Origin of the sequence: Marinobacter persicus, from assembly GCF_900114155.1 — a bacterium.
Taxonomy (GTDB): domain Bacteria; phylum Pseudomonadota; class Gammaproteobacteria; order Pseudomonadales; family Oleiphilaceae; genus Marinobacter; species Marinobacter persicus.
The window spans coordinates 38,598-54,060 of record NZ_FOSC01000001.1 but is presented as its reverse complement, the minus strand read 5'-3'; the positions used below and the strand labels follow the sequence as shown (position 1 = coordinate 54,060).

The following is a 15,463-nucleotide window of genomic DNA, read 5'->3' as shown; positions in this document are numbered from 1 at the left end:
AATCTCAAACCTATATCACCTCTGTGAACCAAGGCACTGACAGTGTTCTCCCTCCCAATTCACAGAGGTAATTTCCAATGTCTGAACAATGCCCCAACTGCCTGTCTCGGCGGATTGGTAAGAACAACTACGGCAAGAAAACTGCCGGTGTGGTCGGTGCGTCTGCCGGTACCTACGGCGGCTATGCGGCTGCCACGGCCGGTGCCCAAGCGGGTGCTGCCCTGGGAATCGTTGCCGGTCCCGTAGGTGCAACCGTGGGTGGTATCGGTGGTGCCGTCATTGGTGCGCTGCTGGGTGGTGCCACTGGCGCTTCCGCTGGCGTGATTCTGGGCGATGTCCTGGATGACCGTGTGCTGGACAACCTTCGCTGCCTTGATTGCGGCTATTCCTTCAGTACCGATCCCGACTCCCGCGACGATATCCGCTGATTCCACTCGCAAATTCCATAGGAGAACAACAATGGCACATCTCATTGAACAAATGGCCTACGTTGGTCAAACCCCCTGGCATGGCCTGGGGAACGAACTGACTTCGAATCAGCCCTTGGAGGTCTGGGCAAAACAAGCGGGCTTGGATTGGCAGATTCAGGAAAGCCCTGTCCGCTTCGTCACCAATTCCAGTGGCAGCTTAGGTGAAATCCTGTCCTACCCGGATTCTAAAGTGCTTTACCGCTCGGATACCAAGGCGCCGCTGTCAGTTGTCGGTAATCGCTTCAAAGTGGTCCAGCCCGAGGAGATCCTGGAGTTCTATCGGGATCTGACCGAGGTTTCTGGTTTTGAGCTGGAGACAGCCGGGGTCCTTAAAGGTGGCCGCAAGATGTGGGCTCTGGCCCGCACCGGCCAATCGGGCATGCTCAAAGGCAACGATCAAACCAATGCCTATGTCCTGCTGGCAACCGCTTGCGATGGAACGATGGCGACGACTGCTCAGTTCACCAGCATCCGAGTGGTGTGCAACAACACCCTCGCGGTTGCCCTGAAAGGCTCCACGGCCAACTCCGTAAAAGTGAAGCACAACACTGCCTTCGATGCGGACCTGGTCAAGAAGCAGCTAGGAATTTCGGTCTCAGCTTGGGACCAGTTTATGTATGGCCTGAAGACCCTGAGTGAGCGAAAGGTGAAGACCACTGAGGCCAGGAACTACTTCCTGAAGGTATTCACTGATGATTCCGGAAGTGGTGTTGGCAAAACGAACGAGCGATCCATGGCCAAAGCTCTGTCACTTTATGAAGGTGAGGGCATGGGCGCGACGTTGGCTTCATCTGATGGCACAGCATACGGGCTGCTAAATGCGGTAACGGAGTTCGTCGATCATCAACGTCGAGCCAAAACCGTGGATCACCGACTGGATTCAGCCTGGTTTGGCACCGGTGCAGCCTTGAAGAGCCGTGCATTAGAGCAGGCCATGTCACTTGTGGCTTGAGCCAATCCTACAACTCGCAAAACCGCCATAAAGCCCGCCGGAGCCTGATGCTCTGGTGGGCTTTTTTATGTCTGGAGGAAAACGCCATGGGCATGAGTGAAAAGGTAATTCAGAAACAACGACCAGCGTTGCGCCTTGTCTCCACCAAAGGCCTCAGCCGGGATGAGTGGTTGAGGGTACGTAAACAGGGTATTGGCAGTAGCGATGCGGCTGCAGCCGTGGGCATGAACCCATACCAATCCCAGTTGGAACTCTGGATGGTGAAGACCGGCAGAGACAATGGCTTACCAAAACCGGATTCAGACGATCCCGCTTCACCGGTCTACTGGGGGCATATCCTGGAACCGATTGTGGCCGAGCAGTACAGCCAGCAAACCGGCCGTAAGGTGCGCCGGGTGAATGCAGTATTGCAGCATCCAGACCCGGAAAAGCACTGGATGTTGGCCAACCTGGATTACTCCGTGGTGGCCGATGACGACGTGCAAATCCTGGAGTGCAAAACGGCAGGGGAGTTCGGGTCGCGCCTGTGGAACGAGGGCGTGCCGGATTACATCCAGTGCCAGGTTCAGCACCAACTGGCTGTCACCGGCAAACAGGCAGCCGACGTATGCGTTCTGCTGTGTGGTCAGGAGTTGAAGATCTACCGCATTGAGCGGAATGAAGAGCTCATCGAGGCGCTGTACGTGCTGGAGCGCCAGTTCTGGGGTTTTGTGGAGACGGATACCCCACCACCGGTCGATGGAACCGATTCTGCTGAACGTGCCTTACGCCACCTGTACCCAGTGGATAGAGGGGAGATCCTGGACTTCAGCCAAAGCAAGGAGCTGTCCGATGCCTTCGACGAATTGCTGGCAATCCGCAAGGAAATGGAAGCCCTCAGATCTACCGAATCCCACCTGAAACAGCGAATCGAGAGTCAGATGGGCGAAGCCTCAAAGGCAACCTTCCCGAGTGGCAGCGTGAGCTGGAAACGGAGCAAGGATTCCGTTGGGCTCAACGTGAAACAGCTGTTGAAGGATCAGCCAGAACTGCTGGAGCAATACCCACTGACGAAGCCAGGAAGCCGTCGATTCCTCATCCAAGCATAAAACCCCCTTTGGCCACGCGGGCGTGACGAGTGTCCCGTGGTCCTTTTTCAGGAGAGTCATCATGATTAAAGGTTTAGCCATCACGCCTCCGGTTTTGGGGCGTATCAGCATTGGTCGAGTCGTTGAAAAGAATGGCATCCGGCTACCGCAAAAGGACGATCAATTCACCATCACCTCCCAGATCCAGGAAAAGGACGCCGGGTGGCTGCTTCATCCGCTAGACGAGGAACTAAGAAAGGATGCCCCAAACAGCAAACTGCGGACCATCCCGGTGCGCATGCTGTTCAACGATGCGGATCTCAACCTAAGGGCGGAGTACACCATGTTCGACCGCAAAAGCGGACGGCCTATGTGTGTAGGCAATGGCGACACCTGTAAGCGCCTGACGCAGTCGGGAGTGCAGTCTTTGCCGTGCCCGGGGCCGACGTTATGTGAGTTCGGCAAAGGCGGCCTGTGCAAGCCGTATGGCCGCCTGAACGTGAAGGTCGGTGACGACGATGATCTCGGTACCTTCATCTTCCGCACCACCGGCTTTAACAGCATCCGGACGCTTGCTGCCAGGCTGAGTTACTACCAGGCAGTCTCTGGTGGTCTGCTGGCGTACATGCCGTTGGAATTGAAACTGCGAGGGAAAAGCACTACACAGAGTCATCGCACGCCGATCTACTATGTGGATTTGGTGGTCAAGGAAGGGCTGTCACTGCGGGAAGCGGTGGCCGAGGCAAGGGAAAAGGCCAGGCAGGTAAAAGAGGAAGGCGTTGATCAGGCTGCGCTGGATGCGGCTGCAGCGAAGGGATTTGGTAATGCGCTGTTTGAGTACGATGAGGATGAGGTGAGTCAGGTGGTTGAGGAGTTTTATCCCGTTGCTCCTCGCGAAGAATCGCCGGACCATTCTTCTGTTGTATCGAAGCTGAAGAGAGATGTCGATTCGGCGAGGTCGATTTCTGGTTAGATTCTGGCAAGTGGTCCTATGGGGGCCACTTGTCTGACTCTGAGTATGTTTATTTTTTGTGGTGAGGTGCTGACTGGTGAAGTGTTACTGGCCAAGCTGGTGATTCTCGTGCTGGGCGATGAAAAGTTCCAGAAAACTCATGGTAAGGGCAAAGGGAGTAGTCTAACCTGTTGATTAATCGTGTGGAGGTGGCTTTCCTGAGCCTCGTTGTTGCGACATGGTACCGTTCCGACTTCTCCTTTTCAGATCTATTAATAGTTGCTGGTGTTAGCCATGAGCAAAGAGCTGGATGATAAATATCACAGGTTAGCCCTAGAAGCGCTTCACCGAGGCCTAGTCGGGCACGAGCTTCAGGTTCAAATAGGTGATGAGGAGACCATATCTACGGAGGTACTTCGCGCTTTCGAGTTTTCAGGGGACATCCTCAGGAATAATCAAGAGAGCCAACATGTGCGGATGGTTGCCGATACGGTTTTTGAAACCTGCATTCGACTTGCAAGGTGTTTGTACTTCTCAGGCGAGGCCAGCACACTCGTGCTACATGAAAATGAGCACATCTTGGATGCAGAGAGTCAGTTGGTTACGTTACGACGAAATATGAGCCACCTGAAGACGTTGTTGGATAATGGCTAATACTCGCATACACGATCAGGGCGGCGAATTCCCAATCAAAAGGAATTCCGTGAATAACGAGTTGCAGGAGATTCTTTCGGCTGCAAAAGACGTGGCTATTCGTTTTAAAAAGCTGACTGGCAAACCGTTAGGGATTACAGGCGAAATTGCAGAGTTCAGCGCCGCTAAGCTACTCGATTTAAAGTTAGCCGAGGCGAGACAAGCTGGTTACGATGCCACTGATCGTGCGGGACGAAAGGTTCAGATAAAGGGCCGTTGTTTGCCAGAGAAACCTGGCCCTGGTCAAAGGCTGGGATCGATTCGCCTTGACCATGAATGGGACATCGTCTTGCTGGTTTTGCTGGACGACAGGTTTGAAGTAATCGAAATGTGGGAGGCTGACCGCCACTTAATCGAAGCTGCAATCCTGGCGCCGGGTTCGAAAGCAAGGAATGAACGTGGCGCTTTGGCGGTGACGAAATTCAAAAGCATTGGGACCAAAGTCTGGCCTTTGAACAAGCCTTGATAACCGGTGCCAATTTTCATGCCCCCTGATCACAGCAGCATCAATGGCAGTTTTCAGCCTTATCTAGCCTGAATTGGAGGAGTTTGTTGGCGATGAAGTTTATTGACCTCATTCGAATGATCTTGCGTGACAGACCTGAAGGGGCAACTCCTCAACAGATACGCGATCAGATCAAAGCGGACTGTCCGGATTGGTATGGAACAGCGGCCCATCGCAGAAATGTCGACAAAGGCCACTACAACAATCTAGACCATGCTCTTTTGGCTGAAATTTATATCGCCACACGACAGGCATCAGATATATTCGCCGACAAATCAACTCGGCCAATGACCTTGACAATGGACCCCTCGTCTTCGATTCCGGGGGAGACAGAGGTCGAAGCGGAGGATCTAATAGAGTCGGAGAACTTGCTGCTCTTGGAGCAAGGATTTGGCACAGTCTACGTTCTTGGTACCGGGCTATTCACAAAATTGGGTGTGGAAATTGTCAAGATTGGTATCACTACAGGTGATGTCTCTGCGCGCATTCGGCAGCTCTACACGACCGGAGTTCCAACAAAATTCCGCGTGATTGAAACGTTCGATGTCCAAAATTATGCCGAGCTTGAGCAGGCGCTTCACAAGATACTTGACCCATTTCGTATCAACAGGGCCAGGGAGTTTTTTACAGAACATTGCCTCCCGTTCATCCAGAAGATCGTGAAGATCCATATCGAAATTCAGGACGCAAAGGCGGGCAGCTTGGACTGCAACGCCGAAAAGTAGGATCGAGCAAAATACCACTCGCCAATTGGTCTTGCGAGAGCAGCGGCTGAGCTGGCTCGTTAATGCGATATGCAATGTCGTGTCTGTGTTCTAACCTGACCAAGAATGATTAAAAGGAAAAGAGATGCCGAATTTTGATCCGAATTTTGAATCCGCTCGCCTCGCTATGCTCGCTCAGCAGCACCCGGGTATTGTAGATGTAAAGGGTGAGGTGGTTTTCAGGGCCGAAGACAATGAAGATCGTTTAAGCGGCACGTCCTGGACGCTTGAAAAGGATATATCCGACCAGATCACGGAATCCGGTTTCAAGGTGCATTTGATCGATCTTCTCGACAATTTCGTTGCGTATCGCGGGCAGTGTGCTGAAACACCGAGAAAAGAGGGAGTAGTTCGTTTTGGTGATGGAGCAATGAATATTGAGTGGCTACCAGACGGAACAACGCATCTTTCAGGCCATTCCACAATAGGGGATGATTTTGATCACTAAAAACGATCTATACCCTCTTGTTGATGGGTTTGAGCGACTTCCAGGCCAAATTGACAAGCTGTCAAAGGATTCATTTGAGAAGGTTTATGGGTCAGCTGAGGCTTCGAAGGCAAAAGGCATAATCTACTTCTTTTTGTCTTCGATGCCGGTCCCTAGGCTATATGGCGAAAGCCGTATCCTCTACATTGGCCAAACGAAGAATGATTTCAGATCAAGATATTTTCCTCATGCGAACCTGCATGCAACTTCAAAAGCCAATTCACTGAAATTCAACGCAATACTACGGCAGTATGGTCCGATAGAAGTTGCTGTTTGTGATTACCGTAGGTTCGGAAAAACCTTGATCGAAGCTGAGGGGCAATTCCTTTGGTGGTATTTTCAGAATCATTGCGAGTATCCGCCGATCAACTATACAAGGACCAAAATCAGAACAGATGCGGTGGATGCCTAGAGCCTTAATCAAATTGAACGCTACCGCTACGTAACCGGAAGTTTTTTGGCGTGACCCGAAACTGGGGCGCAGAAATACAAGAAAGGCAGCTATGTATGATCCTGAGTTCAGAGTTGAAAGTCGCTACTCTCGTTGGAGTGTTGCTCAGCCTTTATGGATGCGCTTATAGCATCAAAGATGTAGATGTAAGTGGGTTGGAGTCGAGCTGCGTAAGGGAATGCTCAAAAAGCTACTCTTCTTGCGTTTCACAGGGGAATCAAGTTGGCTTTAAAACAGAAACGCTGAGAGCATGCCGGGAATCCTACGTCGTATGTACCAGTACTTGCCCGGCGAAATAGCGTATGAGAATGCATCCCTTGGCAGCGACTCCTGAGAGCCCATGAGCAATTATTACGTATACGTTTACATCGACCCTCGGAATTTCGAGGAGTTTTATTATGGAAAAGGAAAGGGCTCCCGGAAGTACGCCCATGTGAATGATGAATCGGATAGCGAGAAGACCAGACGGATTAAGGCGATCAGGAAAGAAGGGTTAGAGCCAATCATTCGGGTGATTGCTCGTAATCTGTCCGAGCACGATGCGCTGTTGGTTGAGAAGACGCTGCTTTGGAAATTGGGTAAGCAGCTGACAAATGTTTCCTCCGGCCACTACGCTGACAATTTCCGGCCTCACGATTCGTTGCACAAGAATCTTTCCGGGTTCGATTTTCAGAATGGGCTTTACTATTACAACGTTGGGGAAGGCTTGCATCGCAACTGGGATGATTATGTCCAGTACGGATTTATTTCGGCAGGTCAGGCGCCGCGCTTTCGCGATGCTATTCAGGGGCTTCAAGTCGGGGACTTCGTGGCGGCCTATTTAAAAGGTCAGGGATTCGTTGGGGTAGGGCAAGTTACCCAGTGTGCGAAACCGGTTCGCGATGTCTTGGTTGGAAACATTCCGCTTCTTCAGAAAGAACTGGTTTGCCCAAATATCGCTGAGAATTCGAATGATTTGGAAAACTCTGAGTATGTTGCCCTCGTCGATTGGGTGAAGGCTGTCCCCCGAAGTGAGGCGAAGTGGAAGTCTAAGAGCGGGTTGTTTACTTCTCAGTTGGTCCGGGCTTCGCTGGATGGCCAGCCACAAACGGTAAAGTATTTAGAGCAGGAGTTTGATATCGATTTCGCCGAGCTCCTGCAATAAACCTGAGTGAGGGATGGGGTTGGCACCACCCGATATGGTGCCAGCCCGGCAACCGCTTTTCAGCGGATGCCCTCATCAACCAGGGTCTCTTTCCAGTCTTTCTCCATCACCATTCTGAAACTCAAGGGCTCGTCTTGCCCCTCAAGTGCAAGCTGCCCGATGGATGCTGTCACATCCGCATATCGGGTAAATAGGTCAAAGAGTTTCTGCTTATACTCGGTATCGTCATTACCCTTCAGGTGGTCACCCTTGGTTTCGAGTACTGAGAAACGGAATTTGCCATTTTCAACACCGTGCACGCAGGCGAGGAGATCGGGGTAAACCCGATGGCGCTGCCACCCCTGTAACCCGTATGAACGCTGGTTGACGGCAATGCGGTGCCACCAATAAATGCATTTGCTCTCGTCCAGGTACCAGGCGGTGCTTTTCTCCAGATCGTTAAGCTCACTTTGATAGACCTTCTCGAACAGGCTCTTTTCAAGTGGGTCGCCATTCTTGCGATACAGCAGCGGGTCCACGTCAGAGACGTTGATTTCCAGAGTCTCGGCAATTTTCCAGTTAAGGGCTGGGTCATTCGACGATACCAGGCGCAGGCTGATCTCCCCGCTATCGAGTTTATCTCGGAATAGGTTTTCAGCCATTGCGTTGACTTGTTCTCGCAAGTCGACCTTCATTGCCTGAATCAAGTCAAGCCGGTTTGCGTAGATCTGAGCCTCGGTCACGTCCCGATTTCTCAGGGCAGTGAGTGTTTCCTCAAGCAGGCGCATGCCTTGCCATGGGTTTGGTACGACATCCAGGAGCTGACGCACCAAGTAGGGTATGTCCAATCCTTCCTCTGGTACGGAGTAAACGGCTTCTTGTTCAAGCGCGAATGAGGTTTGTCCGTCTTTTTTTGCGTTTCGATCAAGTGTCACCCTGGCCACAGTGCGTTCAAGCTTGTCAGTATCCATAGTGGCTTTGTCGGCGCCAAGAAACTGCAAAGCCTCCCAATCCAAAGCACCGAGAACATCCCTTTCGTAATCCAAAGGCCGGTAGCCATCAGGCGAATTAATGTCTCGATGTAGTACCCGGGGCAGAAAGATCGGCGGCAAACCGGCAAACTCATTTCGCCGCTGAATGGTCTCGCGGCGCATATTCCGTGGTTTTCCGGTACCAGGGTCTACCGATGTTACGCTAGAGGCCAGGTCTGACATCCCCTCATCTTCCAGGCCCTTGCGCACACTGTTAATTGCCGCCGTTACATCCTGATCGAACGTGAATACGTAACACTCGTCCAGTGCGGGGACCCCTGTAGCTTTGGCATGAGGCTGGCGCAGCACCCGGCCGATCATTTGTGTCAGTGCGGTGGTTGCGGTCGTGCGTGACAGCACCGCCAGCGCGTAGGCGAATGGACAGTCCCAACCTTCACGCAGTGCGTCCTTGGTGATGATGAATCGCACGGAAGAGGTCGGCGAAAGGAGGTCCTCGTCAGCCAACTCATCATCGCTAGAGGTTTTGAGGCGTATGTGTTCTTCCTTTACTCCCAACTGATCCCGCAGGTACTCCCGGGCATCCTCTGCGTGAACCATCCCGGAATCACGTTGCTCTTTTCCGGTGCGTTCCACTCGCACCAGAACGATAGGCCGAATATAGCGCCCTGTCTCATTCTGGAAGGCGAGCGCTGCTCGCTCTAAATCCTGTTGTTTCAAATGGGCCAAAGTCAGAGTGTGCTTCCAACCACCTTTGCCCTCGTTGATCACGTTGATGGGCAGCTTGATCATCTCTTCATCTTTGAGATCCGCCCCAGGCACGTTCACCAGGACATTGGACTGGTGCTTGTTGTTGGTATTCGGTGTAGCGGATAGCTCCAGAATGAAGCGGGGATTAAAACCGGCGATAGTATCGCGAGCCGTGTCGGAATAGGCCTTGTGGCCCTCATCGATTACGACAACTGGGCGCACCAGTCGCAACACATTACCCAAGCTTTGCTTGATTGAAACGGAGTCCGGCACGACCCCTTCAGCAAAACCAAGGTCAGCCAGGTCATTCTGGTCCAGGTTTGGCACTTTATCCAAAAGGGCACGGTTTGCCTCGCTGTCATCCTCGATTGGAAAAAAGGAAGTAAAGCGCCCGCTGTCGCGGAACAGGCGCAGCGTTTCTTTGGATTTCCGTGCGGCAGAGGGAAGCATTAGTAGCATTACACACAGCTGGCCTTCCACATCACGGCGAGTGAAGGCATCGCCTTTTTCTAACAGCTTTACCCGTCCACCAGATGCGCGTTCCAGCATTTGTCGGTAGGGGTGTTCGCGGTTTGCTAGTTGCTTCCAGGTTTGTCGATAGATGGCTTCAGAGGGCACAACCCATAAAACCAGTCCAAGCTGGCGCTTGAAGTAGTCCGTTTGCACACGTTCCAAGGCGGCGGTGGCCAGCAGCGTTTTGCCGCCGCCAGTCGGCACCTTGAAGCATATGTTGGGTATCGAAAGGCCCTGGCCATCATGGCGAGACAGGTGGGGCGCTACTACCGGTTGGTCGCCATGATAAAGATAAGGCAGTAGCCGCTCTGCATTGAGTTGATCCCATGTTTCGCGGCAGTAATCGCCAAGGGTCGCCGTTTTGCCTTTGCTTTGCTGGAACTCAACAAATTCTTCAGCCTGCTCGCGCTGCTCTTGAAGCACTGACAAGTAACGGTCCAGCTTGCTCAATACACCTTGTTGGTACTCCTTCAGTTCCATGCTCAATCCCCCAGGATTCTGTGGACTGCATAGGGGAGTTGGCAGAACTCGATGCGGCGGGCAGTCAGTTCTTTCTGGCTCATGAACTTAGCAACGGCGAAAACAATTGCGCGTTTGCCACCTTTGCTGTTCTGTTCTATCGCCGTCACCCTCTCGGCATTCAGTGCAGCTTCATTGGAACGCAACCATTCCCGGTTTGGCTGGTAGAATAGGTGTACTCGGAATAGGTCTGTCTCACCAATAAAGCCATCGGGTGCCGGTTCGCCGACTTTGGCCAGTGATTGGCCTGTGGCAGTGTAGAAAACATAGCGGGCCAGTGCCTCGAAGGTGGGCAGTCCCTTGCCGGTAAGCAGGCTTTCAATGTCTATAGGTTCGCCGAGTGTGCAATAGGTGAAGCTTCCCCCGAGCCCTGGCGCGGTTCCTTTCACCTTGCGCTCACCGGTGACAGTGAGCACGCCATCTTTTATCTGTTTACTGATCTTGTCGTATTCGTGGCCCTGCAGATTCTCTATAGACGCAACATGGTCCAGCACCTTGGAGTGCTTCTTCTCGAATGTGCTCCAGGTAATGTTTTCTCGGTGCAGTTCGTCACGCTGAGTACCGGTGTAAGGGTAGCCATTGATTACCCTGCGCACGCGTTCAGCAGTGAGAGTATCTGCATAATCTTCGCACTCGATAAGTATGAAGCGGCGGTTTCCGTCGTCCTTTTTGTTGGCTTCCAGGACGGAGTGAGCTGTGGTTGCGCTGCCCGCAAATGAATCCAGAATGAGAGAGTTCTTATCTGTCGCAATCGCCAGTACCCGTGCTACGAGGGCCTTGGGCTTCGGAGTAACAAAAATTTCTCGCTCATCGGTATCGGAAAATACCTTGAGGATCTCAGTTTTAGCATGCCGGGTGCTGCCTACGTCCTTCCAGTTCCAGATCGTCTGGGGAACAACACCATCCCGCACCTCACTCAGAAATCGCTTAATGTTTGGATCTGCATTCCCATCAGCGCCCCACCAGATTCGCCCGTCCTGATCCATTTCCTTGAACTTTTCTTCGCTGATCCGCCAGTACTTGCCTTTCGGTGGGCCTTGTATCACTCGTCCTTTCGGAGTGGTGATGGAGTAAAGCCCTTTTGAGTACTTGTTTCTTGCGTCAAGGTCGCTGAGGAGCCAGGGTCCACGCGGGTCGTTATCTGGGTTCTGATAGCGAGAAACCATCTCATCGGTTCTGGGGAGATGGTTTAGCTCCCAAAACGCTATGTTCTTTGTGTAAACCAGCAAATAGTCATGGTCTTCGCTGAAGTAGCGAGCAGTGTTCTTGGGGCTGTCCATTTTGTGCCATATGCAGGATGCAACGAAGTTTTCTTCGCCGAAAATTTCGTCCAGCATCATCTTGCAACGCTGCGCTTCGTTATCGTCCAGCGTAATCCAGATACTTCCACGCTCAGATAGAAGCTCTTTCAATAGCTGCAATCGAGGCCACATCATGCACAACCATTTGTCGTGCCGTTCCAGGTCTTCCTTGTCCACCGGGTTGGCGGACTTCTTCAACCACTCCCTCATTAGAGGAGAACGCACGTTGTCGTTGTAGCACCAACCCTCATTACCGGTGTTATAAGGCGGGTCAATGAAGATGCAGTCGACCTTTCCGGCGTGAGTGGGGAGCAGGGCCTTGAGTGCTTCCAGATTATCGCCGTGGATGATCAGGTTGTCGTCCAACGAGGGCTTTTGGCCCTTAGCGGGCAGGGATTTGTCCGAAATCACCTTCAACTCGCGAAATGGCACCCCAAGGTGGTGGGAGTAGACAAATTGCTTGCCCTTGAATTCAAGCGTTGGCATTAATAACTCCTGATCCAGTCAAAACACGCCTTGAAGGCGGGCATCTGTTGTTCAATCTCGGCCGCGCTGAGTGCTCGAAGAGTATCTTCTTGTTCTGCAATGGCATCTTCACCCTTCTGGTCAGCTTTCGTGACTTGTTCGATACAGCCCTCCAGCCAGACCCACACGCCGGTGTACTTTAATGTTTCATGGCTACTCAGGGCAATTGCCTGGCCATCTTCGTTGGCTGCGTAGCAAGCCCAGGCATCGGCAGCCGACCAGCCGGAGCTCTTGTCGTTCTGAGGGAGTCCGTTGCCACTGAGCGCAAACCCTTGTTCCTGGCTTAAACCGTTCAGAACTCGCTTTGCAGACTGAATGTCTTCGCCATTTCGTTCAAGGAGTCCGCTACTTCGGGCGTGTGTGTAGGCAAAGTCCAGGTCGGCAATGGCACAGGCCTTAATGCCCATGGCAGAAAGAACAGTCAGCGCCTTGGGGATGTCGGCACAGGAGCCAAGAGACACAAAAGCGATGTGATCGAGCTCTGGCGCTTGGTCATAAAGCCGCTCGTAGGCAAGGGGGAGCAATCGGCGGTCCGTTTTGCCCTCGCAAATGACTACTCGATCTGCAAAGTAAATTTCAGTCAGGTTGCCCAGCTCGAACAGCGTCCGCGATTGACTTGGCCCTCCTTCCAGCGCCTCTTCGACAGCTTGTCGTAGTGGTTTGCGAACGTTTACGCCGGTCTCGGCAGCTTTCCCAACAATCACGGTATCGGCTGCGTTGTCTCGACTTAGCATCATCGGAGAGTGAGTGGAGAAGACAACTTGAAAACCGGCGCCAGATAGGTGCGATAACGCCTGCCGCAATCGCCGAACTCCTTGTGGGTGCAAATAGAGTTCCGGCTCGTCGATCAGGAGAAGCCGGCGGGATGGGCTATCGTTACTGCTCTTGCGCGTATCCGCCAAATATCGAATTAGGGCCATTTGGATGGCCCGTTGTGTGCCAGTACCCATCTGATCGAAGCGCCGCCTGTCACCTGTGACCTTGTCTGTGACGTGGAGATCGCCAGCTTTGAAAAATTCTTTGACGTCTACAACTTGAAGATCCAGATCAAGAGCGAGACCCGGGAAAAAATGTGCCAGTGCGTCGGTTGCGTCGGAATCGAACTTCTGAAGGTGGTCTGATCGGTTATCGCCGTCAGCGGTTAAAACGTGGTGTATTGTCTCCAATGCTGCACTGAGCTCTGCGTGGGCCTCCAGAAGCGGCCCCATAATTTCATCGAGTAGGCTTTTGATAGTTGTGCCTGCTTTGGCCTTGCCAAGATCTTCGCCGATGTCGTGCATTGCCTGGACAACCAGCGGCTCTGGGAGTAGAGCCGACACAGCCTGTGGCAGGCCAGTTGGATAATTACGCCACTGGTCGGGTTTGTCAGCGTCCGCACATTGCTCTGCATCCCAAACCTGTTTTTCGATGGACTTTGCAGTGGTGCCGGAAGCGACGACGCGAATCCACAAGCGGCCGTTTTTGCAATATGGGGCGATTGCTTTGCGGTGTTTAGCCTCGGGTATTTGATCCAGAACGGCTTCGCTGACCCCATCGATACACGCAGAGATTTCTACCGGCATGTCGGGGTCGTGGAAGTCCTGTTTTGAAAGTGCCGTTGGCTTCAAAACCCACTCAACGGCCTTGAGGATGGTAGACTTCCCCGTGTTGTTTTGGCCCACTAGCGGGGTATAACCCTCCAGAGGCAGAGCGACGTTTTGGCATGCCCGGAAGTTTTTGATTGTCAGATGGCTTAGGCGGTGCATACAGGTCCCTTGTCTATTCGCAGTGAGAGAGTGCGGTCTTGGTAAGTGCGACGCGGGTTGCCACGGACTAGTCTACGCGGGAAGCTGCTAGGCTCTGCGATCCGCTAGAGGAAATCCCGACTTGTCGTCTGCCAGGTGCTATCTTGTTTGATTCTGCGCAATGATACCCGATAGGTAAGTGGCCGAATACCGAGCAGAGAAATAGGCTTTGAGATCGGGCACTGCGACGTTCACTGAGTAAGGGTGGTTCAGTTGAAGAATCTAGGCATTGATAAAGATACCGGAGACATATACATCGGCAGTCGGGACCGTGGTCCAGAACGAGCCCAGCATGTGCCGGTTTTTCCAGTTCGGATTTGGGGAAAGCTGCCTGACGCTATTTCTGGGCCGGAAGTAGATTCATTTATCGTCTCTGAGTACGTGTTCCAGGAGGTTTCGTTTGATCCCGTTTCCCAAATACGGCGCGGGTATGTGTGGCGCAGAATGGACTCTCAACCTCAGTACTGGGGGCATCCTCCTTGCCAAGATGGCAGGTTGATTACTTTCCAGTATCAGGGGTTTCAGGGTGTGTTGGGCGGTGCGTTACCCGGTCAGGTCACGTTAACCTTTGGCAGCCAGGCGAACTTCACGATTGGTGAGCTGGTCCATTTCGAGCCGGACGCGATTGGTCAGGAGCTGCTGACGATAAAGATGAGGCCGCAGTTCGGGTTTCTTCCCCACATAAAAAAAGGTGCTCTTAGCGCAGAGGACCAACGCCGTGTCGAATTGGCACTAGACGACGTTGTGCAGGGCTTCCGTTCCTCCCCGCCAGCTTCAGTTATAGACCGGTGCCGCGACGCTTTGACGGTGTTCTTGTCGATAGAGCTCCAGATAAGCGGTAAGGACCTGGGCTACCTGATAAAAAAGTATGATGCTGTGACAGAGACAAGAACTGTGGTCGCCAGTCTTGCTCACACGGTCGCCAGATTGCACGCAAGGGGCAAGCCCGCTGAAACGAAATTTCCGCCCGTTTCGGATCGACAAGCAGAGCTCGCGGTAGGTGCAGTGTCTGAGGTGTTGGTATCGCTTCGCTGGGCAACATGGTCTCAGGTGGTAATATAAGGCCTTGATGGAGCCTTTTTGATAGCGCTGCCACCTAAAATTCTTTAGTCCAGTGATTCAATTGGTTACCTCACGATCGATCGGATCAATGCTCCTGCGCCATTTCGTTTTGAATCAGGATTCCTATTTCCTCAAATGGGTCAAGGCTCAGTCTGCTGCAGGTTTCAAGGTACCGATCGATATAGTTTCTTAGGTTGTGCGTGTTGGTTGAGATGAAATTAATGAAGCCTTGTTTGCCTTCGTTTGCCGGACGAATCTCCGTGAGGTTCACATAAAGAGGGCCTATGGAACTGGTTTCCTCTAGCCAGGAAGGATTTCTTCCAGCTTGACTGATTACGTAAATCGCCTTCACCTCAGGAAGGCTGAGCTGGTCTAGGAAATGGTTCAGGTTCACGGTGGGGTCTCTGTCACGTCCCGTTTCACTGACAATGGCTTCCACTCTCTCGACTATTATTTTAAGGGAAGCTGTTGCAGATTCCGCTCGGCTCTTGTGGTTCACGAGTTCGACCCTTTCTATTCATTAAGTTGAACCAACATGATGCCACAAAATTGCAGG

15 protein-coding genes are annotated in these 15,463 nt (G+C 52.5%); 11 read left to right on the top strand and 4 right to left on the bottom strand.

Annotation, left to right across the window (positions count from 1 at the left end):
• Positions 1 to 77: 77 nt before the first annotated feature.
• From BMZ63_RS00245 to BMZ63_RS00200, 10 genes are all read left to right on the top strand, one after another.
• On the top strand, positions 78 to 428 hold the full coding sequence (locus tag BMZ63_RS00245) for a hypothetical protein (protein ID WP_091700209.1): 351 nt from the start codon (positions 78 to 80) through the stop codon (positions 426 to 428).
• Positions 429 to 459: 31 nt separating this feature from the next.
• Entirely contained in the window at positions 460 to 1,422 is a 963-nt protein-coding gene (locus BMZ63_RS00240; protein ID WP_091700207.1) for a DUF932 domain-containing protein, read from the top strand.
• Positions 1,423 to 1,508: 86 nt separating this feature from the next.
• Entirely contained in the window at positions 1,509 to 2,510 is a 1,002-nt protein-coding gene (locus BMZ63_RS00235) for a YqaJ viral recombinase family nuclease (protein ID WP_177186998.1), read from the top strand.
• Positions 2,511 to 2,571: 61 nt separating this feature from the next.
• A complete protein-coding gene (locus BMZ63_RS00230) occupies positions 2,572 to 3,462 on the top strand; it encodes a recombination directionality factor (protein ID WP_091700203.1) in 891 nt (296 codons plus the stop codon).
• Positions 3,463 to 3,735: 273 nt separating this feature from the next.
• Positions 3,736 to 4,095 (top strand): hypothetical protein, encoded by a 360-nt coding sequence (locus BMZ63_RS00225; RefSeq protein ID WP_091700201.1) that lies wholly within the window; start codon positions 3,736 to 3,738, stop codon positions 4,093 to 4,095.
• 49 nt (positions 4,096 to 4,144) lie between these two features.
• Complete coding sequence (locus tag BMZ63_RS00220; RefSeq protein WP_218141205.1) at positions 4,145 to 4,600, top strand: DUF6998 domain-containing protein; 456 nt, start codon at positions 4,145 to 4,147, stop codon at positions 4,598 to 4,600.
• A gap of 92 nt (positions 4,601 to 4,692) precedes the next feature.
• On the top strand, positions 4,693 to 5,364 hold the full coding sequence (locus BMZ63_RS15005) for a GIY-YIG nuclease family protein (protein ID WP_091700197.1): 672 nt from the start codon (positions 4,693 to 4,695) through the stop codon (positions 5,362 to 5,364).
• A gap of 124 nt (positions 5,365 to 5,488) precedes the next feature.
• On the top strand, positions 5,489 to 5,851 hold the full coding sequence (locus tag BMZ63_RS00210) for a hypothetical protein (RefSeq protein ID WP_091700195.1): 363 nt from the start codon (positions 5,489 to 5,491) through the stop codon (positions 5,849 to 5,851).
• The gene (locus BMZ63_RS00205) at positions 5,841 to 6,302 is read left to right on the top strand and encodes a hypothetical protein (RefSeq protein ID WP_143072184.1); all 462 of its coding nucleotides are present in this window, start codon (positions 5,841 to 5,843) and stop codon (positions 6,300 to 6,302) included. Before BMZ63_RS00210 ends, BMZ63_RS00205 begins: the two co-directional genes overlap by 11 nt.
• A gap of 379 nt (positions 6,303 to 6,681) precedes the next feature.
• On the top strand, positions 6,682 to 7,485 hold the full coding sequence (locus BMZ63_RS00200) for a GIY-YIG nuclease family protein (RefSeq protein WP_091700191.1): 804 nt from the start codon (positions 6,682 to 6,684) through the stop codon (positions 7,483 to 7,485).
• A gap of 59 nt (positions 7,486 to 7,544) precedes the next feature.
• Here BMZ63_RS00200 and BMZ63_RS00195 read toward each other — a convergent pair whose 3' ends face one another.
• Genes BMZ63_RS00195 through BMZ63_RS00185 form a run of 3 tightly spaced genes read right to left on the bottom strand, consistent with a single transcriptional unit; the run spans position 7,545 to position 13,806 of the window.
• Positions 7,545 to 10,196 carry a DEAD/DEAH box helicase gene (locus BMZ63_RS00195; RefSeq protein ID WP_091700189.1) on the bottom strand — a complete coding sequence of 884 codons (2,652 nt, stop codon included), beginning with the start codon at positions 10,194 to 10,196 and terminating at the stop codon, positions 7,545 to 7,547.
• Positions 10,197 to 10,198: 2 nt separating this feature from the next.
• A complete protein-coding gene (locus BMZ63_RS00190; RefSeq protein WP_091700187.1) occupies positions 10,199 to 12,022 on the bottom strand; it encodes a site-specific DNA-methyltransferase in 1,824 nt (607 codons plus the stop codon).
• Positions 12,022 to 13,806 carry an ATP-dependent nuclease gene (locus tag BMZ63_RS00185; protein WP_091700185.1) on the bottom strand — a complete coding sequence of 595 codons (1,785 nt, stop codon included), beginning with the start codon at positions 13,804 to 13,806 and terminating at the stop codon, positions 12,022 to 12,024. Before BMZ63_RS00185 ends, BMZ63_RS00190 begins: the two co-directional genes overlap by 1 nt.
• Positions 13,807 to 14,049: 243 nt before the next feature.
• Between BMZ63_RS00185 and BMZ63_RS00180 the strand changes: the two genes are divergently transcribed.
• A complete protein-coding gene (locus BMZ63_RS00180) occupies positions 14,050 to 14,907 on the top strand; it encodes a hypothetical protein (protein WP_244888360.1) in 858 nt (285 codons plus the stop codon).
• Between the two features lie 85 nt (positions 14,908 to 14,992).
• Here BMZ63_RS00180 and BMZ63_RS00175 read toward each other — a convergent pair whose 3' ends face one another.
• On the bottom strand, positions 14,993 to 15,406 hold the full coding sequence (locus tag BMZ63_RS00175) for a hypothetical protein (protein WP_091700181.1): 414 nt from the start codon (positions 15,404 to 15,406) through the stop codon (positions 14,993 to 14,995).
• Between the last annotated feature and the right edge of the window lie 57 nt (positions 15,407 to 15,463).